The organism is Nostoc sphaeroides, from assembly GCF_003443655.1.
GTDB classification, from domain to species: domain Bacteria; phylum Cyanobacteriota; class Cyanobacteriia; order Cyanobacteriales; family Nostocaceae; genus Nostoc; species Nostoc sphaeroides.
This window is the reverse complement of record NZ_CP031941.1, coordinates 4,746,865-4,771,632: the sequence shown is the minus strand read 5'-3', so window position 1 is coordinate 4,771,632 and position 24,768 is coordinate 4,746,865. Positions and strand designations below refer to the sequence as shown.

The 24,768-nt window shown below is 43.5% G+C and carries 21 protein-coding genes and 1 pseudogene; 13 read left to right on the top strand and 9 right to left on the bottom strand.

Going from position 1 to position 24,768, the window contains the following annotated elements:
- Positions 1-144 precede the first annotated feature (144 nt).
- Positions 145-1,563: a hypothetical protein gene (locus D1367_RS21240; RefSeq protein ID WP_118168124.1), complete on the top strand. Its 1,419-nt coding sequence runs from the start codon at positions 145-147 to the stop codon at positions 1,561-1,563.
- Positions 1,564-1,599: 36 nt separating this feature from the next.
- Here D1367_RS21240 and D1367_RS31080 read toward each other — a convergent pair whose 3' ends face one another.
- Positions 1,600-1,812, bottom strand: coding sequence for a hypothetical protein (locus D1367_RS31080; protein ID WP_181984911.1), 213 nt, complete (start codon positions 1,810-1,812; stop codon positions 1,600-1,602).
- 20 nt (positions 1,813-1,832) lie between these two features.
- Here D1367_RS31080 and rimP point away from each other — a divergent pair, with 20 nt between their 5' ends.
- The 6 genes from rimP to D1367_RS21205 all read left to right on the top strand — a co-directional run bounded on the left by rimP (position 1,833) and on the right by D1367_RS21205 (position 8,936).
- A complete protein-coding gene (gene rimP, locus D1367_RS21235; protein WP_118168123.1) occupies positions 1,833-2,294 on the top strand; it encodes a ribosome maturation factor RimP in 462 nt (153 codons plus the stop codon).
- A 222-nt stretch (positions 2,295-2,516) separates the two neighbouring features.
- Complete coding sequence (nusA, locus tag D1367_RS21230; RefSeq protein WP_181984910.1) at positions 2,517-3,803, top strand: transcription termination factor NusA; 1,287 nt, start codon at positions 2,517-2,519, stop codon at positions 3,801-3,803.
- A gap of 148 nt (positions 3,804-3,951) precedes the next feature.
- Positions 3,952-4,221 carry a YlxR family protein gene (locus D1367_RS21225; protein ID WP_118168122.1) on the top strand — a complete coding sequence of 90 codons (270 nt, stop codon included), beginning with the start codon at positions 3,952-3,954 and terminating at the stop codon, positions 4,219-4,221.
- A gap of 483 nt (positions 4,222-4,704) precedes the next feature.
- Entirely contained in the window at positions 4,705-7,866 is a 3,162-nt protein-coding gene (infB, locus tag D1367_RS21215; protein WP_118168121.1) for a translation initiation factor IF-2, read from the top strand.
- A gap of 103 nt (positions 7,867-7,969) precedes the next feature.
- Entirely contained in the window at positions 7,970-8,590 is a 621-nt protein-coding gene (locus tag D1367_RS21210) for a low-complexity tail membrane protein (RefSeq protein ID WP_118168120.1), read from the top strand.
- Between the two features lie 148 nt (positions 8,591-8,738).
- Positions 8,739-8,936 (top strand): hypothetical protein, encoded by a 198-nt coding sequence (locus tag D1367_RS21205; RefSeq protein ID WP_118168119.1) that lies wholly within the window; start codon positions 8,739-8,741, stop codon positions 8,934-8,936.
- Here the strand turns inward: D1367_RS21205 and D1367_RS21200 are convergent.
- The gene (locus D1367_RS21200) at positions 8,933-9,469 is read right to left on the bottom strand and encodes an alpha/beta hydrolase (protein ID WP_118168118.1); all 537 of its coding nucleotides are present in this window, start codon (positions 9,467-9,469) and stop codon (positions 8,933-8,935) included. The genes D1367_RS21205 and D1367_RS21200 overlap by 4 nt on opposite strands.
- 172 nt (positions 9,470-9,641) lie before the next feature.
- On the opposite strand from D1367_RS21200, the pseudogene D1367_RS33370 reads away from it, so the two are divergent.
- Positions 9,642-10,314: pseudogene (locus tag D1367_RS33370) on the top strand (transposase family protein); the annotation flags it as partial.
- A 652-nt stretch (positions 10,315-10,966) separates the two neighbouring features.
- On the opposite strand, the gene D1367_RS21180 reads toward D1367_RS33370, so the two are convergent.
- Complete coding sequence (locus D1367_RS21180) at positions 10,967-13,420, bottom strand: ATP-dependent Clp protease ATP-binding subunit (RefSeq protein ID WP_118168116.1); 2,454 nt, start codon at positions 13,418-13,420, stop codon at positions 10,967-10,969.
- Positions 13,421-13,785: 365 nt separating this feature from the next.
- On the opposite strand from D1367_RS21180, the gene D1367_RS21175 reads away from it, so the two are divergent.
- Complete coding sequence (locus D1367_RS21175; protein ID WP_118168115.1) at positions 13,786-14,082, top strand: DUF3288 family protein; 297 nt, start codon at positions 13,786-13,788, stop codon at positions 14,080-14,082.
- 287 nt (positions 14,083-14,369) lie between these two features.
- On the opposite strand, the gene aroC is transcribed toward D1367_RS21175, so the two are convergent.
- From aroC to psbA, 4 genes are all read right to left on the bottom strand, one after another.
- Complete coding sequence (aroC, locus tag D1367_RS21170; protein ID WP_118168114.1) at positions 14,370-15,458, bottom strand: chorismate synthase; 1,089 nt, start codon at positions 15,456-15,458, stop codon at positions 14,370-14,372.
- Between the two features lie 109 nt (positions 15,459-15,567).
- Positions 15,568-15,951, bottom strand: coding sequence for a hypothetical protein (locus tag D1367_RS32340; RefSeq protein WP_228674785.1), 384 nt, complete (start codon positions 15,949-15,951; stop codon positions 15,568-15,570).
- Positions 15,948-16,163, bottom strand: coding sequence for a hypothetical protein (locus D1367_RS32335; protein WP_228674786.1), 216 nt, complete (start codon positions 16,161-16,163; stop codon positions 15,948-15,950). The genes D1367_RS32340 and D1367_RS32335 overlap by 4 nt, the downstream gene beginning before the upstream one ends.
- A gap of 319 nt (positions 16,164-16,482) precedes the next feature.
- The gene (psbA, locus tag D1367_RS21160) at positions 16,483-17,565 is read right to left on the bottom strand and encodes a photosystem II q(b) protein (protein ID WP_118167236.1); all 1,083 of its coding nucleotides are present in this window, start codon (positions 17,563-17,565) and stop codon (positions 16,483-16,485) included.
- 876 nt (positions 17,566-18,441) lie between these two features.
- Between psbA and D1367_RS21155 the strand changes: the two genes are divergently transcribed.
- Entirely contained in the window at positions 18,442-18,813 is a 372-nt protein-coding gene (locus tag D1367_RS21155; RefSeq protein ID WP_118168113.1) for a DUF2237 family protein, read from the top strand.
- Positions 18,814-18,981: 168 nt separating this feature from the next.
- On the opposite strand, the gene D1367_RS21150 is transcribed toward D1367_RS21155, so the two are convergent.
- Together D1367_RS21150 and D1367_RS21145 are read right to left on the bottom strand one after the other, a co-directional pair.
- On the bottom strand, positions 18,982-21,027 hold the full coding sequence (locus D1367_RS21150) for a hybrid sensor histidine kinase/response regulator (protein WP_118168112.1): 2,046 nt from the start codon (positions 21,025-21,027) through the stop codon (positions 18,982-18,984).
- Between the two features lie 18 nt (positions 21,028-21,045).
- Positions 21,046-21,606, bottom strand: coding sequence for a chemotaxis protein CheB (locus tag D1367_RS21145; RefSeq protein ID WP_118171606.1), 561 nt, complete (start codon positions 21,604-21,606; stop codon positions 21,046-21,048).
- Positions 21,607-22,596: 990 nt separating this feature from the next.
- Between D1367_RS21145 and D1367_RS21140 the strand changes: the two genes are divergently transcribed.
- From D1367_RS21140 to D1367_RS21130, 3 genes are all read left to right on the top strand, one after another.
- On the top strand, positions 22,597-23,097 hold the full coding sequence (locus D1367_RS21140) for a DUF2231 domain-containing protein (protein ID WP_118168111.1): 501 nt from the start codon (positions 22,597-22,599) through the stop codon (positions 23,095-23,097).
- Complete coding sequence (locus D1367_RS21135; protein WP_118168110.1) at positions 23,094-23,711, top strand: DUF2231 domain-containing protein; 618 nt, start codon at positions 23,094-23,096, stop codon at positions 23,709-23,711. Before D1367_RS21140 ends, D1367_RS21135 begins: the two co-directional genes overlap by 4 nt.
- A 117-nt stretch (positions 23,712-23,828) precedes the next feature.
- Positions 23,829-24,755: a cytochrome c oxidase subunit II gene (locus D1367_RS21130; RefSeq protein WP_118168109.1), complete on the top strand. Its 927-nt coding sequence runs from the start codon at positions 23,829-23,831 to the stop codon at positions 24,753-24,755.
- The last annotated feature ends 13 nt before the right edge of the window (positions 24,756-24,768 follow it).

The following is a 24,768-nucleotide window of genomic DNA, read 5'->3' as shown; positions in this document are numbered from 1 at the left end:
GAGATGCTGCGCGAACGGAGCGGGTTTTGACCTTCGTTCAAAATACCCTTCTTGTATTCTGGCGACTGACTCCTGAATTCTGTTTCGATAAATGAAATAGCTTATATTCCAAACTTCACATAAATGTATAATAAATGACAAGAAATGAAAAATATAAAATCTTCTAAGCAGCGTAATCTTTGGTTTGAAAGAATAATGGCAATTACTGCCACCGTAAATTTATGCTTGATTTTGTTTGATTTAAGTTACGTACCTTGGCGAGATTTCTACTTGCGAAAACTTCCGCAAATTATCCAGATTTATGACCCAGTAAAAGGTATTGAACCCCATCGAGACACAAAAAGTTATCTAGAAACAGTAGACGCATTAGAAGAACAAGTCAAGCAAACAGGGTTAGAGTCTTCTCAAGTAAATAGCAGGCTAATACAAATAAGTCGTCTTAGCAGCGAGATGATTGACAGTAACCCGTTTGCGGGAGTGAATAAGAGTGGGACTCTGGAAAAAATCAAAAAGCGGATGCGATCGCACATCGGTAATGAATCTGCAAAACAGTCCTTTGCCACTTTTTGGAGTCAGCCTTACTTATCACAAAATGGCTGGGAACAACAAATTAATTTTTTTAACGAGAGCATTCGCCCTTTAATTGCCTCTAACTACTTCCGCCAAATTGGTGAAAATGGCGAATTTGTTGATAATTTCTGGATTATTGACTTCCCCTTTGTGATTTTATTTGGCGTAGAATTGCTGGGACGCACTTTCTTAATTAGACGCCGACATCCTGGTTTAAGCTGGTTTGAAGCATTATTGTGGCGTTGGTACGACCTATTTTTACTACTGCCATTTTGGCGGTGGCTGCGAATTTTACCTGTAGTAGTCCGCCTCGATCAAGCGCAGTTGTTGAATTTGCATCCAGTGCGAAAGCAAATTCATCAGGGGATTGTCGCCAACTTTGCCGAAGAACTCACAGAAGTTGTAGTGGTGAGAGTAATTAATCAGGTTCAGGGTTCAATTCAGAAGGGTGAGTTAACGCGCTGGCTACTGCAACAAGAAAATTTACGTCCCTACATAGATATTAATAATGTAAATGAAGTGGAAGCGATCGCAGGTCTTTTAGTAAAGACAATAGTCTACCAAGTGCTACCCGAAATCCAACCTGCGATCGTAGCCATTTTGCGTCACAACATCGAAACCGTCTTCCATCAAGTCCCCGTCTATCGCAACCTCCAGAACCTCCCTGGCGTGGGACAAGCTCAAACCCAGTTAAGCGAACAACTGGCAACTCAAATCACAACTAATCTTTATAAAACGTTAGTTAGTGCTGTTGAAGACCCTGTGGGCGCAAAACTCACCAGTCAACTAGTAGAAACCTTTAGCAAAGTCTTAGGATCTCAAATAAAGGAAAAACACGTACTCTCAGAAATTCAGAGTTTACTTTTTGACTTCTTAGAGGAAATCAAAATCAACTACGTCCAGCGTTTGTCCCAAGAAGACATAGACCAAATTATCGAGCAAACCAGACAGTTACGAACACAAGTATCAGTTCCAGCAATAGTGAAAAGATGAGGGAGCAGGGGAAGCAGGGGGAGAAAAAACTATTAATTATTGTCCAATGCCCAATGCCCACTTGCCCTGAGCGACTTGTGCCGAGCGAACGCGAGTGCGTCTCGTAGAGAAGCCGAGGTAAGCCGAAGGGATGCCCAATGCACGACTATAAAAGAAATGCGCTAAACTACGAATTAGGCGAATCATAATTGGTTCGTCACAAGACTTCTTGGAAGATATACCTATCGCAGGAAGTGGGTCAGTGCCCACTTTTTTTATTGAATTTTCTCATGGCTCATCCTTTAATTCCACAAATTATTGATTTGGCGACACCAGTAGCAGAAGAACTGGGATTGGAAGTGGTTGGCGTGGTTTTTCACACTAACCAAAGTCCACCAGTTTTGCGGGTAGACATTCGCAATCCTGAGCAAGACACCGGGTTAAATGATTGTGAGAGGATGAGCCGTGCTTTAGAAGCCTCTTTAGATACTGCCCAAATCGTTCCAGATGCATACGTCTTAGAAGTGTCTAGTCCTGGGATTTCACGGCAACTGGTAACAGACAGGGAGTTTATTTCCTTTAAAGGATTTCCTGTCATCATCTCCACAACGCCCCCCTACGACGGACAACCAGAGTGGACTGGTCAGTTGATTCGCCGGGATGAGACAGCACTTTACTTAAACCAAAAAGGTCGTGTAGTCGAAATTCCCCGCTCCCTAATTACTAAGGTGCAGCTAGACGAGCGCCGATAAACGAGTGACTAAAGGCTAGGGACTAGGGACTAGGGACTACGGATTGGAAGAGCAGAGGAGCAGAGGAGAAGAGGAGCAGAGGGGAAGTTGCTGCAAGTTTTTCCCCTTTGCACCAATGCGCCATGCCCAATACTTCGATTTCGCTCAGTACAAGTGCCCCATGCCCAATGCCCAATGCCCCATGCCCAGTCCCCAGTCCCTAATTTTTAAAGGAGATTGCTTATGTCAATGGTTACTTTACCTGGATTAAAAGAATTAATTGAAAGTATAAGCCGCGAGCGGAATTTACCCCGTCTTGCAGTTCAATCAGCTATTAGAGAAGCACTACTCAAAGGCTACGAACGTTATCGTCGCGCCCAAAATTTAGAACGTAAACAGTTTGAAGAAGATTATTTTGAAAATTTTGAAGTAGAACTCGATATTGAAGGAGAAGGATTTCGCGTTCTTTCCACCAAAACCATTGTTGAAGCAGTCAATAACACAGACCACCAAATTTCCCTAGATGAAGTTCAACAAGTCGCTCCCGAAGCGCAGTTAGGAGACTCTGTGGTGCTGGATGTGACCCCCGACCAAGGAGAGTTTGGTCGGATGGCGGCGATGCAAACTAAGCAGGTATTGGCGCAAAAATTACGGGATCAACAGCGCCAAATGGTGCAAGAAGAGTTCCAAGATTTAGAAGGAACTGTCCTGCAAGCAAGAGTCCTGCGGTTTGAGCGACAATCTGTGGTTCTGGCTGTTAGCAGTGGCTTTGGTCAGCCAGAAGTAGAAGCCGAATTACCAAAGCGGGAACAGCTACCCAACGATAATTATCGGGCAAATGCCACCTTCAAGGTATATCTTAAAAAAGTCTCCCAAGGTCAGCAACGAGGGCCACAGTTGCTTGTGTCTCGCGCTGATGCTGGTTTGGTAGTTTATCTGTTTGCAAACGAAGTTCCAGAAATCGAAGATGAAGTGGTACGGATTGTTGCCGTAGCGAGAGAGGCAAACCCCCCTTCTCGTTATGTCGGCCCCCGGACTAAAATAGCAGTAGATACCCTCGATCGCGATGTAGACCCAGTAGGCGCTTGTATCGGAGCCAGGGGATCGCGAATTCAAGTGGTAGTCAACGAATTACGCGGTGAAAAAATAGATGTAATTCGCTGGTCGCCAGACCCAGCAACATATATTGCCAATGCCTTAAGTCCAGCGCGGGTAGATGAAGTCCGCCTAATGGATCCAGAATCCCGGCAAACTCACGTACTAGTAGCTGAAGACCAATTGAGTTTGGCCATAGGCAAAGAAGGACAAAATGTCCGTTTAGCAGCCCGTCTGACTGGTTGGAAAATAGACATCAAAGACAAAGCTAAATATGACTATGCCGGAGAAGATGCCAAATTTCTGGCTGTAAGAACAAAATATCAATCAGAGGAATCAGAGGAAGACGATCTTGAATATGAGGAAGAATTCGAGGATGAAAATCAGGACGGATCAGAAGAGGAAGATACTTTTGACAATGACGATGATGAATAATTGATTAATTTTGTAAAGTTTTGATAATGTATATTGTAGTCTCAGTCTCAAGGATTATTTTCTCAAAAGCTACTTGGTATGAGTAAAAAATAGTAATAATAAACTTCTTTTTACATCTACAATGCTGGACTGAGATCACCTAGAAACGATGAAACCAAATTATCGGCGCTGTATTAGTTGCCGGAAAGTAGGCTCAAAAGATGAGTTTTGGCGGATTGTCCGCGTCTTTCCATCGGGAAAGGTACAATTAGATCAGGGCATGGGGCGTTCTGCCTATATTTGTCCCGAAACGAGTTGCCTACAAGCAGCTCAAAAAAAAAATCGACTAGGGCGATCGCTACATGCATCAGTGCCAGAAACACTGTACCAAAGCTTGTTGCATCGTCTAGCCAGCAACAATACCCAAAACCAAATTTAATTGGAACAACTTTGTGACGTCATCACCAGAGAAATAGTGCGAAAGCCGAAGTTGGGCTTTCATAACACCCTCTATTGAACGTTGAGGTTAGTGCCAAAATAGTAAATGGGTGTAAAAGGCATTCGGCTCTCTAATAATTTAAGAGGGGCGAGGCAAGATTCCCAGAACAAGATGTAATCGATTGTGTTGTGGAAGGCTCAGAATCACCAAAACAAGAAACTACAAAATGGCAACCTGGTAGCGCTCAGGCGCAGTTCGGCGTCAGGGGTTCCTATAAAAATCTTTTATTTAAAAAATTTTTATGGATATCCCTCAACCATCATTCCTGGTGGGGATGCCATTATTAAACCGAAACATCTCTCTTTCCTGATTGGAGGCACCGGCAAAAACTGAACGGCAGTCTAAAAACAGTAATCCAAGGATGGAGATGTCGCACTCCCAGGCAACCATCCGCTAAAACTGTAAATTAAAGGGGAAGAGTAGATGAACAACGGCAAAGTTAGAATCTATGAATTATCAAAGGAATTGAATTTGGATAACAAAGAGCTACTAGCAATTTGCGACCAGCTCGATATTGCGGTCAAAAGTCATAGCAGCACGATTTCAGAATCCGAGGCAGAAAGCATCCGCACGGCTGCGGAAAAACTCGCAGCGACGAATGTCCTTGCCAAAAAGGAACTACGTACAACCAGCCAGAAACCAAACTCACCACCAAACGGCGGATCTGCCCGACCTGCTGCACCCCACAAACAGCAAATTTTGGAAATACGCAAACCCAAAATATTGAGAAATACTACCCCCAACGCCCCAGAGGCGTCAGTTGCTACCAATACCCAAGCTGCCTTGTCTGAAGCTAATCCTCCCTCTCCACCACGGCCTTTCGCTACACCAGTCTCACCCATGAAGCCGGCAGCACCAACTCGACCTGTGCCCCGGACTCAATCTGAGACTCAAGAGCAACCTCCTGTCACAGACTTGGAACAAACGCCTAATCCAAATCAGGCACCGGAAAAAATAGCATCCCAAAAACCGGAAAAAATAGTTCCACCCAGACCGAAAGCGGAAAAACCAATTAAACCGCAATTAGCTGCCCCACCGCCAAGACCTGCGGCAGAAGAAGCCCCGGTGGCAGATGAGCAAGTATCTCCGGCATATAAACCGATCCTCAAACGCGACCAACGGCAACGACCCGTCGAAGGCGATCGCGAACAAATTAAGCCCAGAGTTGCTAAACTGCCAACTGACCAGTCTCCACCAGTAGCACCACAAAGAACAAGTCGTCCTACCCCTGCACCCACCAGACCAGAGCAGAGGAGCAGTAGACCATCTGCACCATCACAACTAGGAGAGGGGCAACGACCCAGGCCAGCCCGCCCAGGTGAAGCAGTAGCAGCCGCAATGCCGATCGCTACTCCACCCAGGCAGATGTCAGGAATGGCGGGCAAATCTCAAGGATTAGGTGATGAGCCAGTCGTCGCACCCGATCTGCTTGATTTAAAACGCCCAACTCCACCTCGCCCCACCAAAGGCGGCAAAAAGTGGGTAGAAGAGGAAATAATTGACGAAGTTAAAGAGAAGGCTAAAGCTGGCGTTAAAGGCAAGCGGATCAAGCCGATATTGGATGATGAGTTTGAAGAAGATTTGCTAGATGATGACGATATCGACTCACCAGCCACCGTCCAAGTCAGCCTTTCCATTGCCCGTCCTCCCAAACCCAAAGCGACTCGACCTGTGCAAATGCCAGGTGCAAGCCTTGCTAGCGCCCCAACTGCTAGAGGCAGTAGAAAACCTGGTTCTAAGTCTGGTTCTAGCCGTGACCATCACAATAACCGTCGCCAGCAACAAGAAGCTGACACCAAGCGCGATCGTCCAGCAAAAGTGGTGATCACAGGCCCGTTGACTGTGCAAGAACTGTCTGACGTTTTAGCCGTTCCCGATACAGAGATTGTGAAAATCCTGTTCCTCAAAGGCATGGCGGTGAGTATCACCCAAAATCTGGATATTCCCACAATTACCCTGGTAGGAAAAGAACTAGAAATAGAAGTCGAAACCGTCGAGCGAGAAGCAGAAGCTCGGAAAATTACAGAAATGGTCGGCGCAGAAGACCTAGAATATCTCCTCCGCCGTCCGCCAGTGGTGACAATTATGGGTCACGTAGACCACGGTAAAACAACCCTGCTCGATTCAATCCGCAAAACCAAAGTGGCTGCTGGCGAAGCTGGTGGTATCACTCAACACATTGGTGCATACCATGTGGATGTGGAGCATGAGGGCAAACCACAGCAGATAGTCTTCCTGGATACCCCTGGTCACGAAGCCTTTACAGCTATGCGGGCCAGAGGAGCTAGGGTAACAGATATTGCCGTATTGGTAGTGGCTGCTGATGATGGTGTCCGTCCTCAAACCATTGAAGCCATTAGCCACGCCCAAGCTGCGGGAGTGCCAATTGTTGTTGCAATCAACAAAATTGACAAAGAAGGGGCACAGCCAGAGCGGGTGAAACAAGAACTCACCCAGTATGGTCTAACCGCAGAAGACTGGGGTGGTGAGACAATCATGGTTCCCGTGAGCGCCATCAGAGGTGAAAACCTGGATACGCTCTTAGAAATGATTCTCTTAGTAGCAGAGGTTGGAGAACTATCTGCCAACCCAGATCGTACCGCCAAAGGAACTGTAATTGAAGCACATCTGGATAAAGCCAAGGGAGCAGTTGCTACCCTGCTAATTCAGAATGGTACCCTGCATGTGGGAGATATCTTGGTAGCTGGCTCGGCCTTCGGTAAAGTCCGGGCGATGGTAGATGACAGAGGCAAGAGAGTAGACATTGCTTCTCCTTCCTTTGCCGTCGAGGTACTAGGTTTAAGTGATGTGCCAGCAGCAGGCGACGAGTTCGAGGTCTTCCATAACGAGAAAGAAGCCAGAGCGCTTGCTAGCGATCGCGCCGATAGACAACGCCTATCCCGCCTGTTACAAGGTCGTGTTACCCTTACAACCCTCTCGGCTCAAGCACAAGAAGGCGAGTTAAAAGAACTCAACTTGATCTTGAAGGGAGACGTACAAGGTTCGGTAGAAGCCATTGTGGGAGCGCTCAAGCAAATCCCGCAAAACGAAGTCCAAATTCGGATGCTCTTGGCTACTGCTGGGGAAATCACCGAGACAGATATCGACTTAGCAGCTGCCAGTAACGCTGTAATTATTGGCTTCAACACCACCTTCGCTAGTGGCGCCAGACAAGCCGCCGATGAAGCGGGTGTGGATGTCCGGGAATACAACGTAATCTACAAACTCCTAGAAGATATCCAAGATGCCTTAGAAGGTCTTTTGGAACCAGAGTTGGTGGAAGAACCCTTGGGTCAAACCGAAGTCCGGGCCGTCTTCCCAGTGGGTCGTGGTGCGGTTGCCGGTTGCTACGTTCAATCTGGCAAGCTAGTTCGCAACTGCAAAGTCAGAGTGCGACGCGGCGGTAAGGTGATCTTTGAAGGTGTCCTTGACTCCCTAAAACGGATGAAAGAAGATAGCCGTGAGGTCAACGCCGGTTATGAATGCGGTGTCGGCATGGATAAATTCAATGATTGGGTTGAAGGTGACATCATCGAAGCCTATCAGATGGTTACGAAACGCCGCACTCTCACCTTAACAAGGTAGTGTTGAGGGTAAAATGGTTAGAAGTTAGGAGAAATAAATTAGGAGTTAGGAATTAGCAGCCTTTAACTCCTAACTCCTAACTCTTAACTCATAACTTTTTATTATGCATTCATTTCGCTCTGAACCTATTTTGTGGATTCACGTCGCTGGATTGGCGACGTTGCCTGTTTTTTTAGTCCTCTGCTTATTATTTTTGTCTGTAGGCGAGCCGTTTTTACCAGTCTGGATGGAGCTATTTTTAGTTGCTGCCATTGGTATTCTCCCCCTGCTATGGATGCAGTTGCGTCGCCCTTTTTATATATTTGCTCTTTTAGGAATAGCCTTAAAGCCAGAAAATCTGACTGAGCGGCAGCGAAAAATTCTCTGTTTAATTAATACAAAGTTAAATCGTATCCTGGCATTAGTGGCAGCAGTCTTGTCGGTTTGGGTGCTGTGGCAGCTTTACCAAATTGCCCCATTAGTAGCAAATTCAGCTAAATTTCTCCCACAATGGCGCAGCGTTGCACTAGTGTTTGCGGGGTTAGCGTTTTTGGGCAGCAATCTATTTTTACAAATACCTGTGAGTGTAATGCGAGTTTTAGTGACTAATGACACAGAATTCGCTGGCATAGAGCCATTATCTTTAGAAAAGATTAAGCAGGATTTCACAATTTTAGGAGTACGGGTTAATCAAATCGTGCCCCGATTGTTGGAATCTTTGTTTAAGATTAATACAGATTCATAGCAGCCCGTAAAGTATATTATTTAACTTTAAAGGGCTATAAATAAGTAGCAGAGGAGCAGAGGAAGCAGGGAAGAATAATAATTCCTAACTGCTGACTAATGACTAATGACTAATGACCGTTAAAGTTAAAATAAAGGAATGAGGAACTATGGCTCAAATTGCAGCTTCTAGCGATCGCCAATTTTCTGCTGATACTGAAATTTGGTATAGTCTCAAATGTGCGATATCCACTAGTTCGGGTTTTCAACGCTGGCAACTAGAACGCGATGCTCAATTACACGGAATTCGCTTGGAACAGCAGGTACAACGGTATTTAAGAGAAACTTTAGAAACTTTAGCTTACTAAAAATTAAGTAAATCTTGTACGCTTGTTTGCAAGCGACGGAGTTGACGGTATGCACTCTCCAAGCGTTTGCCATCAACTTCCACTTCATTGGTGGGATAGTTTTCGATAATTTCAATCAGCGATACCTGCCCGTCTTGACTCGCAGAAAGTACTAAAGCAGCCCGCAAAGCCTGCCTGTCTGCTCTCCGAGACGGTGTATAAATAACTTGACTCATTTGATCCAAAATAATATTACCAATTCGGCTATTCAGTACTCGATCTAAAAATACAACGTTTACCTTCACCTGCTCCGTTAAATACTGACGAATGGCTTTAGGGTCTTGTCGCGCCAAAGCGAAATTAATTCGTAGTGAACGTGAAAGTTCACCTGTTTGGGCAAAGGTGGATAGTTCCTCCACTGAAAGTGATTCACGGAAGATACCATAGTTTAGTACCACTCTTTCAGCAGCAAAGGCAGGAGTGGACAAAAGTAGAAGACAGGTACTACCTACTAAAATTAGGGCGTGACGTAGCCCCCAAAATTGAAAACGCATTTCTTTCGATTTCCAATAGGTTTGCTTTCACTGTCATGATATGGCAGCAACATCATTTGCAGCATCTAGCTTTAGGGAATACAAAAAATAAATAATTTACGCGATTCCTTAGAACCCCACTTCCATTCCCTTTCAAGGGTAGGTATTTAATAAAGGCGTATTTTTGCAGGTAAAAAAATTATGGAAAATGTCCTCTGAAGAAGATGTAGTTGTAATGGATGTCACGGAGAGTCCAATTGAAAAACCTCATATTGGGCAAAAAAGATTTTTTAGCGGTAAACAAGGAGAACATACGTTAAAAACGCAAGTAATTATCCATCAAAAAAGTAGTAAAATCATCTTTTTAGCGCATGGTTTGGGGAGAATTCATGATTTTAGGCTATTTAAAACCAGTGGTGTAAGATTTGGAGAATTACTCAAGGTTATAGCTCAATACAGTTCAGTTAAGCCCAAAAACCTTGGTAAAGACGCGAAATTTCGCGTCTCTACAGGTCTAAAATTAGTACCAAAAATCCTTAACTGAACCGTATTGGGTTATAGCTGACAAAGGCTATCAAGGAATTAATAAAATTCATCAATTAAGTGAGCCAGCGCGGTCTTGGGGGTTTCCCCCATGAGCGACTGGCGGTGAAACCCCGATTAAAAAAGCCAAAAATAAGAAGTTGACAAAATAACAGAAGAAATACAATCGAGAACTCAATCGATTAAGAATCACTGTTGAACACGTAAATCGTCGTTTAAAGATATTTAAAATTTTGTCTGATAGATATCGAAATCGTCACCGACGTTTTGGTTTAAGGTCGAATTTGATTGCCGGACTTTATAATTACGAATTAGCCCTATAAATCGGAGTAAAAAATCAAATAGATTAAATAATTTCAGTCATTGATTAATTACTGAAATGATGTTTTTTGCCATTTTATTTAGTTAGCGGTAAGCGAAGCCATGCCGTAGGCTTATCGCTAGATAATACTTAATCGAAGAAATTGATAAATTCTGACTATTTTAATTGCCAATATCTGAAATTAAAATAACCCTTAATCATACCACAAAATATTTATGCAAGAGTTCTTTACATTGTGTACCTTATTTTGACCGTTTTTTGAATTCAAAATTCAAAATTCAAAATTCTGTTAGGAAGAATAAGAATAATTTTGAATTAATTAATTCTGGGTACAAGCCCCCACTGATTTTTAAAATCAGTGGTCTACAATCAGTGGTGGGTTTCAAGCCCCCACTGATTGCAATTTTGAATTAATAATTTTGAATTTTGAATTGTTTTGACTTTTGACTCTTGACTTGGAGCGAAGCGACTGACGTTTTCCATATACCGTGAAAAGTCTGGACAAAAAAAGCCCCTAGTATTTCTACTAGGGGTGAAAGATATAATACCATTTCACTTGATGTTTGTCGGAGATGCCCCTGCTTATGCCTCTACTTACATCAGAGGCTAGAGTATTTCTCAAATATTACAACAAAAGGTGATCGGGTATAAAATTAGCCAACATTTGCCAAGAGCAATTCTCGTTTTTCTGATTTTTGTACTCTCACCTGAGAGTCATCATCAACATCGATAAACGCTGTATCTCCATCTGTAATTTGACCAGACAGCATTGCTTCGGCGAGAGAATCTTCTAAAAGGCGCATAATTGCCCGACGTAATGGCCTAGCACCGTAGCTGGGATTATAGCCTTCTTGGACTACAAGCTCTTTGAAGCGATCGCTAACTTCTAAGATAATTCCCTTTTCTGTCAAGCGCTTAGAAACTTCACGAAGCATAATCTCAGCGATTTGCTTCACTTCATCCCTAGAAAGCTGGGTGAAGACGATAATTTCATCGAGACGGTTCAGGAACTCTGGACGGAAGTAAGCTTTCAATTCCTCATTTACCAAGGTGCGGATGCGGTTATAACTAGCGTCGGCTTGAGTATCGAAGTCAAAGCCTAAACCACTACCACCTTTTTCAATCACCTTGGAACCGATGTTGGAAGTCAAAATGATCAGCGTGTTCTTGAAGTCAACTTTCCGACCTTTGGCATCGGTAAGATGACCGTCATCCAAGATTTGCAGCAGCATATTGAATACATCGGGGTGTGCTTTTTCGATTTCATCGAATAGCAGCACTGAGTATGGTTTACGCCGCACGGCTTCTGTAAGTTGTCCACCTTCGTCGTATCCAACATAACCAGGAGGCGAACCAATTAGCTTGGAAACGGTGTGGCTTTCCATGTATTCGGACATATCTAGGCGAATCATGGAGTCTTCGGCACCGAAGAAGTAGGCAGCTAATGCCTTTGCCAATTCTGTTTTACCGACTCCGGTAGGCCCAGAGAAGATAAAGCTAGCAATGGGACGATTGGGATTCTTCAAGCCGACACGGGCGCGACGGATACCGCGAGATACAGCCGAGACTGCTTGCTCTTGACCGATGAGCCGTTGATGCAGAGTGTCTTCTAGGTGCAGAAGCAACTCTGATTCAGATTCAGTCAGCTTGTTGACTGGTACGCCAGTCCAAGAGGCAACGATTTGGGCGATGTCTTCTTCATCAACTACAGTCGAGTTGACAGGTTGATCGTTTTGTGTAAATGTTGCTTGCAGTTGTTCTGCGAGTTTTAATTCTTGGTCGCGCAGGGTTACAGCTTTGTCAAAATCTTGGACTCTGACTGCTGCTTCTTTTTCTTTGGTAACGCCGGCGAGTTCACGCTTAAGTTCTTTATTGGGAGAACTTTGAGAGTTCCGCAGACGAACGCGAGAACCAGCTTCATCAATCAAGTCTATTGCCTTATCTGGCAAGAAGCGATCGCTAATGTAGCGGTCTGATAATTCTGCTGCTGCTACAAGTGCTGAATCCAAAATTGTGACTTTGTGATGCTGTTCGTAAGCGCCGCGCAAGCCGTAAAGAATTTGTACGGTTTCCTCTACTGAGGGTTCGCCAACCATGATTGGTTGGAAACGACGCTCTAGGGCGGCATCGCGCTCGATATGCTTCCGATACTCATCAAGGGTAGTTGCGCCGATGCACTGGAGTTCACCCCGTGCTAAGGCAGGTTTGAGGATGTTGGCTGCATCCAAACCACCTTCTGTACCACCAGCGCCAACCAAGGTGTGAATTTCGTCAATTACCAGAATGATATTGCCGACAGTGCGAACTTCTTCCACAACTTTTTTGATGCGTTCTTCAAAATCGCCACGGAAGCGAGTTCCAGCCACTAATGACCCCATATCGAGGCTGATGACTTGCTTACCTTGTAAGGTTTCGGGAACATCCTGGTTGATAATCCGTTGAGCTAGACCTTCTGCGATCGCAGTTTTACCAACTCCTGGTTCTCCAATCAACACTGGGTTATTCTTGGTGCGGCGACCGAGAATTTGGATCGCCCGCTCAATTTCTTTCTCACGACCAACTACGGGGTCGAGTCTGCCTTCTTGGGCTAATTTGGTCAGATTCCGACCAAATTCTTCCATCGTTAATGGTTGGGTGCGCTTTTGACTACCACCACCAGCTATAGCTGGCGCATTGTCACCCAAACGGCGAACGATGGCACTGCGGACACTCTTGAAGTCAACCCCTAGATTTTGCAGTACTTTGGCGGCGACACCTTCACCAGCCTCGGTCAATCCCAAGAGTAAGTGTTCAGTATTAATGTAATTCTGTCCCAGACTATGAGCTTCTTTAAACGATTGCTCGAAGAGGCTTTTCACCTTAGGAGTAAAAGGAATTTCTGGTGGTACAAAGCCAGAACCCCTACCAATAATTTTTTCTACCTCGCGACGTGCATCTTTGAGGGTAACGCCTAATTCGGCCAGCACTTTAGCAGCAACCCCAGTTCCTTCTCCCATCAAACCCAGGAGAATTTGTTCTGTTCCTACAAAGTTGTGTCCCAGGCGACGGGCTTCCTCCTGAGCTAACATAATTACTCTAATGGCTTCGGAAGTGAAGTGTTCAAACATAATGGGTTCTTGCTCCCTCGCTGCTTGGACTTTGGGTGAGATAAATTCACCCTCATCTAAAGTTTTTTGTATTTTCTTAAGAACTAATGTAACTTTATTTAAAGTTAACTGGCAGTGGTGAGAGCCGTAAGACCTCAGGTGTAGTAGCCGTCTAAGAAGAGTTAGGAGAGACGCGATGAATCGCGTCTGTACAAGAGTTAGGAGTTAGGAGTAGGTAAGGAGTGGTGAATTTGACAATTAGCTTGTCAGTGCAGAAGAAGATTTGCTTTTGCCTTTTCTGCTTCCCTGCTCTCGGCTAAACTTAAAACTCAGGACTCAGGACTGCCTCAACCATAGCTATCCGCTAACGACACTCAGGATTTATGATGACTGATGCACCCGCAGGTAAAGACCAACAACATCCTCTTTATAACCGCGATCGCCCCCTTATTGATATTTTACTCTCTCAAGAGGCGACAGACTATAACTTAGCAGAATTAGCTAGACTGCGAATGCGTTATCAAGGGTTTCCAGGGGCAAGAGATATCCAAAAAGACCTAGATAAAGTCTTGCAGCAGTGGGGTTTGACCGAAGCCGAGCTTTTTGAGAAAACTCGTCAAATTCACGATTTAGGGGGAATTTATAAAAGTCGCGGGAAAAAGGAAGAACAGGATTGGAATTAAGAATTAGGAATAGGGCATTGGGCAACTGAACCCACCGTGTTGCTTACGATGTAAGAAATGAATACGCTTATCCTACGTGTACAAGACGCAATTTTAACAATTCCTTCTCCGTAGATTGGGTTGAGGAACGAAACCCAACACCAAAAATCTCTGATTTTGTTGGGGTTTCACGAATGTTCAACCCAACCTACGAATATTTTATTTTTTTCGGAGTAATAAAAGAGCGTTACGGTGCTGTCGGGATAACTTGAACAAGATATTAAATATTTTTTGTAGATGTGTAGTGTCTACAAAAGCTTACACTGCCCATGATGCCGTAACAAATGGTCACACAGCACCAATGCCACCATTGCCTCAACCATTGGAACTGCACGCGGTAATACACAAGGATCGTGGCGTCCTTTGGCTGCTAATAGCGTTTCTTCGCCTTCACGAGTTACAGTTTTCTGCTCTTTTCTAATTGTTGCTGTCGGCTTAAATGCAACTCGCAAAATGATATTTTCTCCGTTGGAAATCCCCCCTTGAATACCACCAGAACGGTTTGTTAGTGTGCGGATTTCACCATTTTGATCGATATAAAATTCGTCGTTATGCTCAATTCCCGTTAACAGGGTTCCCCCAAAACCGGAACCAATTTCAAAGCCTTTGCTAGCAGGAAGAGACATCACACCCTTAGCGATATCAGCTTCCAATTTATCAAATACTGGTTCGCCCAAACCTTTCGGCACATTTCGCGCCACACATTCTACTACACCGCCGATAGAATCACCAAGTCTACCTATTTGCTCAATTAATTCAATCATGCGATCGCCACATTCCAAATCGGGACAGCGAACGATATTGCTTTCCACTTGTTCTAAGGTGACAGTATTTGGATCAACTACACCTTCCAAGTCTTTGATGCGCTTAACGTAAGCAATAACTTCGACATTGGCGACTTGACGAAGAATTTTTTTAGCGATCGCACCTGCTGCGACTCTTCCGATTGTCTCACGCGCTGAGGATCTACCCCCACCTTGCCAATTGCGAATGCCATATTTTGCATCATAAGTTGCATCCGCGTGAGAAGGCCGATACTTCTCAGCCATCTCGTCGTAGTCTTGGGGACGAGTGTCTTTGTTCCGCACCAAAATTGTTATGGGCGTTCCCAGAGTTTTGCCTTCAAATACCCCTGATAAAATCTCGCAGGTATCCGCTTCTTTGCGAGGCGTCGTAATTTTACTTTGTCCGGGACGCCTTCTATCTAGTTCTACTTGAATTTCTTCTGCCGAAATTTCTAGTTGGGGAGGACAACCATCAATCACAACCCCCACACCGCCGCCGTGAGACTCGCCAAACGTACTAATGCGAAATAGATGACCAAAAATATTGCCCATGATTTTGAGGAAAAAGGTGAGGATTATGTATTCTACCTAGACTTATTGAAAAAGTTAATGTGCAAAAGGGTAGCCAAAATTTATAATATTAAGATATGTCAAATTTAATTTATTCAGGTAAAGCATCTAAATCAACTGACTTAGTTTGCCATTTTGCTGCATCAAGCTTTTTTAAATACTCCTTTATTAATTTATATTCATCAACAGAAAATGTTAGCGACTCTGTACGTTCATCAACTTTCTCTTTTTCTTCAAATCCATTTTCTATCTTTAAATAATAACCACCGCCAAAAACATCATCCCAGATACCTAATTTTACTACAAATTCGCCACTATTTGCCTTCCCTTCTTTACTATAAGAAGTATGAGTATCATCTTCATAAACACAGCATTCAAATTTCCAAGTTTTCCTAATGACACCGTTGTGTATTTTGTCAAGTAGTTTTTTTATATATCCTATACGATTCCCTTCTGGTTCTATAATATTCATCATATTTTTTCTTTAGCATCTTTATTTTGTTGATTGACTTGCTCAATTAAAGACTTCGCTAAAGCAAGACGTTCTTTTGCTTTGAGCAATATTTCTTGTTCCATTGTTGATATATTTATACTTTTTATCTCCAAAACTTCTACTAGCTGTCTGTAAAGGTCTACACGTTTTTGATAATTTTCTAGATGTTTCAGTTTTTCATCGCAAGCATTCAAAGTATCAATAGCAAATTGATAATTTCTATTCTGACAATGATGATTAAAGGCATCAATATAATCTGTTAAATCATCTTCCCAATCCCAATTTTCTAGCCACTCACCTTCTATATCATCAACATAAAGATGAATATACTCTGAACCATAAGTTTGTTTGTCAGTCTGTAATTGTTGGGATGCTTGCAGAGACTTGCCATCTACCTCAGAATTGGATTGATTATAAAACTTTATATACTTTTTGACTTAACAAAACCCACAAAAACAAAAAGCGCCCTCCTTTTTGGGAGAGCGCTTTTTAATTTTAGCTAAACTTTAGTATTTAACCGTTGATAGCAGGAGCAGTAAGAGCTACAGGAGCAACATCACCAGCAGCTAAATCTAAGGGGAAGTTGTGAGCGTTACGCTCGTGCATTACTTCCATACCCAGGTTAGCCCGGTTGATTACATCAGCCCAAGTGCTGATGACGCGACCGCTTGAATCAATGATGGATTGGTTGAAGTTGAAACCGTTCAAGTTGAACGCCATTGTGCTTACACCCAAGGCGGTGAACCAGATTCCGATTACAGGCCATGCTGCTAAGAAGAAGTGCAGTGAACGGCTGTTGTTGAATGAAGCGTATTGGAAGATTAGACGACCGAAGTAGCCGTGGGCTGCAACGATGTTGTAGGTTTCTTCTTCTTGACCGAATTTGTAACCGTAGTTTTGAGATTCGGTTTCAGTGGTTTCACGAACCAAAGAAGATGTAACCAATGAACCGTGCATCGCAGAGAACAAGCTTCCGCCGAATACACCTGCTACACCTAATTGGTGGAAGGGGTGCATCAAGATGTTGTGTTCTGCTTGGAACACAATCATGAAGTTGAAGGTTCCAGAAATACCTAAGGGCATACCATCAGAGAATGATCCTTGTCCGATGGGGTATACCAAGAATACTGCACTTGCTGCTGCGACTGGAGCAGAATATGCGATCGCAATCCAAGGACGCATACCTAAGCGGTAGGATAGTTCCCATTCACGACCTAAGTAGCAGAATACGCCGATCAAGAAGTGGAATATTACCAATTGGTAAGGGCCACCGTTGTAGAGCCACTCATCAAGGGATGCTGCTTCCCAAATTGGGTAGAAGTGCAAGCCGATGGCGTTGGAGGAAGGTACTACTGCACCGGAGATGATGTTGTTTCCGTAGATTAAGGAACCTGCAACAGGTTCACGGATGCCATCGATGTCTACTGGAGGTGCGGCGATGAAGGCGATTACGAAGCAAGCGGTAGCGGCTAAGAGGGTGGGGATCATTACTACGCCGAACCAACCGATGTAAATCCGGTTGTTGGTGCTGGTGATCCATTCACAGAATCGATCCCATACGTTGGCGCTTGAGCGCTGTTGTAAGGTTGCTGTCATGGTTTTATAAGTGCGGTTAGTTATTTATAAATCAGGCTCGTTTGCCTTTGCCTGTGAAACTACTTTACAATGCTTTACAAAATTTAATCAAGTTTTATTACTTCAGTAAAGCTGATGAGTTCTATCAGTTTTAGTTATTTAAAGGTAAGCAATGAGGTTAAGATACGCCAAAGCTCTCTTTTGTATGACATCACAACATATATAGCGGTTCTCGAATGGAAGCAATACACAATAGGGCATAGCAATGCTGTGCCCCTACAAATGGTCTGTATTCTATGCAATTGAGAACCGCTATATATCTGACTTTTCACGTTATGTGGAAAAGTCTACCAAAAACCTAACCCCCTAACCCCCAACTCGTCGCTCTAAGGGAGAAAATTCAAAGTCTCTCTCCTTAAAGGATGACAGAAATAGAAGTGAGGTTTTCCAGATGACCTGAATTGTCAGCCCTATATATATAGCTGTCGAAATTCCTATTCTATTTTGGTTCTATTGCGTATTGGACTGGGAATAATAGCTTTGTAGATTACCGCTATTCCAAAAAAATTAACCCTCGGCTTACCACTGGGGGCTTTTTTGCTTGGCAAAATGGCATATCTCTAAATTAGACGGTTGCTATGGTATTTAAGTAGGATACATTCCATGCGAAAAGTACTGACTTGCATTACCCCTGGCTAACTACCAGGGGTTTTTATCAGAAATTCTACTGAGATATTGCACCATTCTGAATAACTGTAAAGTTGAAATTTGGTATGAGTAGTGATTCTAAAATTCGCTACTTTTCCAAATTAATAAGAGATAGTGATTTTGATTCAAGTAGAGAATGTCAATATAGGCTTATATGGAAGCCAAAAAATCAAGTACAACTAATTAACAATGACAGAAGCTAAAAACGTAATCGGTGGAAACCTAGAAGCCTGCTGCACTTCACCGATGACTGGGTTTTACCGCGACGGTTTTTGTCGCACAGGTGGTCAGGATTTCGGATCGCATGTCGTATGCGCCGAAGTGACATCAGAATTCCTGGAGTTCACTAAATCCCACGGGAACGATCTAAGCACACCTGTTCCTGATTTTAATTTTCCTGGACTGAAGCCTGGCGATCGCTGGTGTTTGTGTGCTTCTCGCTGGCAAGAAGCTCTCGATGCTGGCGTTGCTCCACCCGTCATCCTCTCTGCAACCCATGCTAGAGCTTTGGAAATGGTTTCCCTAGACGAATTGAAAAAACATGCCTTAACTTCGTCTTGATTTGAAATTGGGCATTGGGCACTTGTACTGAGCGAAGTCGAAGTATGGGGCATTGGGCATTGGTCAATAATTAATAGTTATTCTTCCCCTGCTCCCCCTGCTCCCCCTGCTCCCCCTGCTCCCTCATCTCCCTCATCTCCCTCATCTCCCCCACCCCCCAGTTCAAAATCAACCCACTGGAACTTCCACAGGTAGCTTTAATACATTGGCAACCATAGCAATCAATTTAGTGGGGTCTATTGGCTTAGATAAATGCTGCTGAAACCCTGCTCTTAGGGCTTCTAGGCGGTCTTCCTCGCGCGTATATGCTGTTAAAGCGATCGCTGGGATACGTCCGCCTTTCTCTGGTTCTAAAGAGCGCAGTTTCCGAATCAGCGTATAACCATCTTGCTCTGACATGCCGATGTCACTAATCAAAATATCTGGTTTTGCTTGTTCAAGTACTGCCAACGCTTCATCAACTGATGCTACCGCAGTGGCAAACGCCCCATATTCTTCAAACATAAAACTGAGAAAGTTACGGGTATCTGCTTCATCATCTACAACTAAAACTCTTAATCCAGCAAGGGGGGTCAATGCCACAGGGGAAGAAATTTCTCCTGTGGCTTCTCTACTGACTCTGCTAGCCCTATTGTCTTGTAGCAGTGGTAATCTCACAGTAAAGGTTGCTCCTTGTCCAGTGCCTAGACTTTGGGCAACTATTGTACCCTTGTGCAGTTCTACTAGATGACGGACGATCGCTAGTCCTAATCCTAGTCCATTGTGCGATCGCGTTGTGGTGCTGTCTGCTTGCCGGAAACGCTCAAATACTTTGGGCAAAAACTCGGAACTGATGCCAATCCCTGTATCGATAACTTGAATTTGGGCGTATTTGTGAGTTATTTCTTGTTCTTCACCACAGACTACTGACAGATTCACATCTACTCTGCCACCCTTAGGGGTAAACTTAATGGCATTAGTTAGTAGGTTCCAGACAACTTGCTGTAAACGGGCTGGATCGCCATAAACTGACCCGACTGAAGTATCCAAAACAGTATTTAACTTAATCTCTTTTGGTTCTGCTAGGGGACGCACTGCCTCTAAGGCTGCCTCCGTTACCGTGAGCAGATTCACCGCAGATACATTTAACCGCAACTGACCACGGATAATCCGGGATACATCTAAGATATCCTCAATTAGTTGCATCTGAGATATTGCGTTGCGTTCAATGGCCTCTAGGGCGCGGGAAGTGGCTTTTTCGTCAAGTTTCTTAGAGCGAAGGATTTTTGACCAGCCCAGCATTGAGGTTAGCGGTGTGCGGAGTTCGTGAGAAAGAACAGCGAGAAACTCATCTTTCATGCGATTTGCTGCTTCTGCTTCGGCTCTTGCCGTCTGTTCTCGAATCACTTGAGCGCGGACTTCTTCTGCTTGTTTGCGTTCAGTAATATCTTCGAGAGTGCCTACATATCCTAGCAATTCTCCTTGACCGGAAAGCATAGGTGATGAGCGAACTTGAACCCAACGGACGATGCCATGAGCGGTTTGAAAACGAAACTCTTCTGAGTAATCACGACCTTCACGAATGTAGTTAGACCAAGTGGCAACTGCTCGTTCTCTATCTTCTGGATGAACAGATTCTAGCCATTTTTTTTGTAAACTCTCTGCCGCTTTCAAGCCACAAATTATTTGATAGCGAGGATTAGTATATCTACATCCTCCTTCGGTATCAATTTCAAAAATGCCAACGGGTGAACAGGTACTCAGCGATCGCAATCGTTCTTCACTTTGCCTGAGTTCGGCATTGACAGCTACCAGTTGCGCTGCTTGTTGCTTGACGGCTTCTGTTTTCTTAAATAGTTCTACGAATACTGTGACTTTAGAAGTCAAAATATTAGGGTCTAATGGTTTGAGCAAATAATCAACTGCACCTAAGGCATAGCCTTTAAATAGCATTTGGTCGCTGGTGCTAAAGGCAGTCAGAAAGATAATTGGAGTGTGACGCGATCGCCCCCGATTGCGAATCAAGGTTGCAGTTTCAAAGCCATCCATCCCTGGCATTTGCACATCTAACAAAATTACTGCAAAGTCTTGATGTAGCAGACACCTCAAAGCTTCTTCCCCAGAAGTAGCTCTTACCAGATTCTCTCCCAGTTTTTCTAGGATTGCTTCTAGTGCTAGCAAATTTTCTAGTTTATCATCCACTAGGAGGATGTTTACTTTGGGTTCCATCTGCATGGGTTTTTTTTTCCGTAATTAATGACAAAGCTTAACCATTTGGGAAGCAATGTTTGAAAGTGTTAAAATCCAGTCTACTGCAACAGCAGAAATTGCTGCTTCTGGCATAACATCACTCTCAGCTGTGGTAGGTTCTTGTACGATAGTAAGTCCTCCCCGCGCTTTTATTTTCTTCAGACCTTGCATACCATCTTGGTTTGCTCCTGTCAATATTACACCAATAACTTGCTCACTGTAGACATCGGCTGCTGACTCAAATAGCACATCGATAGATGGTCTGGCATAAGAAACAGGCTCATCAGTCGAAAGAGCAAAGTGACCTGGTTCAACCAATAAGTGATAATCTGCTGGAGCTATGTAGATATGTCCTGGTAGTATTTCGTCTTTGTCTTCCACTTCTCGAATCGGCAATGAAGTATATTCTTGTAATAACTCCTGGAGTGTGTTGTTAGACTCCTTGTGACGGTGTTGCACGATTGCGATCGGCACTAGAAAATCTGCTGGTAAATTACCCAAGAGAATTTTTAAGGCTGATAACCCACCCAAAGAAGTACCAATGACCACAATTTCAAATGCCACTTGTTTTCTCCTCACACCGATTAGTGTGACTTGATGGCTCATCAAACCCTTTCAGCATTCTCCAGTTCCACCATAGCTACTAAGACAATACGGTTCGGTTAAGCCAAAAGACGCGATAAATCGCCGTCTCTACAAAGGATTAATTATTGTAGAGACGGCGATTTATCGCGTCTTTGTGATTTAGAATTTTCATCAAAAAACCTTAACCGAACCGTATTGGCTACTAAGAGATTTCCAAATCAAAAAATATACCATTACTTTTAGGGCAAGGGAGCAGGCTTGCCGTGACTTGTACTGAGCGTAGCCGAACAGGAGCAGGGAGCGGCAAAGGAAAAATCGTTTTGATTCCAAAAATTGGATAGTTTATTTTTTGGAGTTCCCTAACTTACCTTGACTCGCTTTTATACTTACTAACCAAAATTATATATTTTTGTCATTTACATTACAATTAAAAATTTTATCATTGTGAAATACTTTACATAAAAAATATGATATTTATGGTTTTTTTGAATTTTAGTTAATGCCAGAATCGATACATTATATAAATATCTTTTTGCTAAATCACTAACTTTTAAAATTTTAATTATTATTGTTTTGACAATTTATAAAAATTTACTTAAGCTAAAGATAGGTTAAGGAAATCAACAAACGACAGCGATTTGATTTAGCTACATCAAAAATTGCTGTTGCAGACTATCGGCATGAGGAAATTAATCGCAACAAAAATCATTCCCTAAAGGCAAGTTTATTAAATTTGTCTACCAAAAGCTAAGACATGATTAAGCGTATTGCGCCGCGCACATATTGAACAGATTCCGGTCAATTATAGATAGATACTTGTAGTGGTGTTAGTGAGTATCCATCAATCATTGAAGTTTAATTAGCCATTTTGGATTAAGGTCTTCTGGTTTATATCTCGTCAGGGACGGAATAAATCTAAAATCCAAAATTGATTGACCACAGTGCGGTAGATATGTCCAGGAGAATCCAATGTTTGAGTATTTGACATCTTTGAACGACCATAATTTACCTTATCCAGATACGATTCATCCCATCGTTGTCCACTTCGTAATTGCGATGGTGTTGTTTTCCTTTTTCTGCGATGTAGTTGGCTATTTTACTGGTAAATCCAGTCTTTTTGAGGTGAGTTGGTGGAACATGTTAGTTGCCACGATCGCCATCTTCGTTGCGATTATTTTTGGTCAGTTTGAAGCGGGTTTAGCACAGCCTTACAGCCTCGCAAAATCGGTGCTGAATTTGCATACGCTGATTGGTTGGTCACTTTCGGGAATCATCACAGCAATTACAGCTTGGCGCTATGTAATTCGTGCCCGCAACCCGCAAAAAATATCAATTTATTATTTGGGAGCCGGACTAGTTTTAACTTTGATAGTTGGCTTGCAAGTATATCTCGGAGATGAACTTGTTTGGGTGTATGGATTGCATACAGTGCCAGTTGTGGAAGCAGTAAAGGATGGTCTGTTGCGATGAACTCAGAATTAATTGATCAATTAAGCGGCTCTTTAGGCGCAAACGGATTACCTTACACAATTCCCATTCATCCCAACTTAGTCCATCTGACAATAGGTTTGTTCATCATTGGGATGACCTTTGATATTGTCGGTGTTCTGTTCCCCTTTGAAAAATGGGTCTTCAAATATTTAGCAATTACTGTGGAACGTAACAACTTATTTGATGTTGGCTGGTACAACATGCTAGCTGCCAGCATCATCACATTTTTCACAGTGGCAGCAGGCTTTTACGAAATGCTGTTGGCCACACCACCAGCTGATATGAAAAGTGCCTGGGGATTGCAGGCAATGGAAACAATGCTTTGGCATGGTGTGGGTGGTGTGTTCTTATTAGCGCTGATTGTTGTCTTGACCATCTGGAGAGGATGGCAGCGCTTCGTTTGGGCCAAACAAGAATATAAACAGACAGATAGAGAAGTGCAATGGATCTATCTGTTGGCAGGCATAGCAATCATGTTCATTCTGTACGTCCACGGGACACTAGGGGCGCAAATGGCAGCCGAATTTGGCGTACACAATACAGCAGATAATTTGCTGCGATCGCACCAAGACCTCAACACAATACTCAAATAGTCATTTGTCAATTGTCCTTTGTCCTTTGTTTAAAGTTACTAACCATCGACCAATGACCAATGACCAATGACCAATGACTAATACTTCGGCTTCGCTCAGTACAAGTGACCAATGACCATGAAAATCCAGAAGATTTTAAATATTTTGACGCTGCTTACAGGCGCGATCGCAGTGACTGTTACGAGTCTCTGGATCGGGAAGCAGGCTTACTCCTGGCTTCCCCCCCAAGCAGCAGCCGAATCCCTACTAATTGATGATTTGATTAGCTTCTTAGTAACCCTTGGTTCCTTCATCTTCTTGGGAGTAACAAGTACTTTAATGTATTCTGTTATTTTCCATCGGGCTATCAAAGATGACTTCACCGACGGCCCTGCAATTGAAGGTAATATCACCTTAGAAGTTGTCTGGACAGCAATTCCAGTTCTGTTAGTGTTGTGGATTGCGGGCTACAGCTATCAAGTTTACGAACAAATGGGGATTCAAGGCCCATCTGAAATAGTTCACCTGCATAATCCATTGGGAATGGAATCGGCTTATGCAGAACCAAAAGATGCCCCAGCTAACACTTTAGCGGAACCTGTAGAAAAAATTGACGTACTAGCTAAACAGTGGGCGTGGGTGTTTCACTATCCTGAAAGAGATATTACCAGTACCGAATTGCATTTACCGAGCGATCGCCGGATACGTTTAGCGCTGAAATCGCAAGACGTTCTCCACGGCTTTTATATACCTGCATTTCGCCTCAAGCAGGATATTATTCCCAACCATGCGATCGACTTTGAATTTACTCCCATCCGTCCCGGCAAATACCGATTGACCGATTCTCAATATAGCGGTACATACTTTGCAACGATGCAGGCGAATGTAGTTGTCGAATCTCCTGAAGATTATCAACAGTGGCTAGCACAAGCTGCAACCCAAAAGCCATCCGTAGCAAAAAATCAAGCGGCTTCTGAGTATGCTCAAACATCCAATCAATCAGTCCAAACTGGTTGGGTTACAGTTCCACCTGCTGCACCTCCTCTAGTCAATTCACCTGGTTGAAAGGAAAGTAACC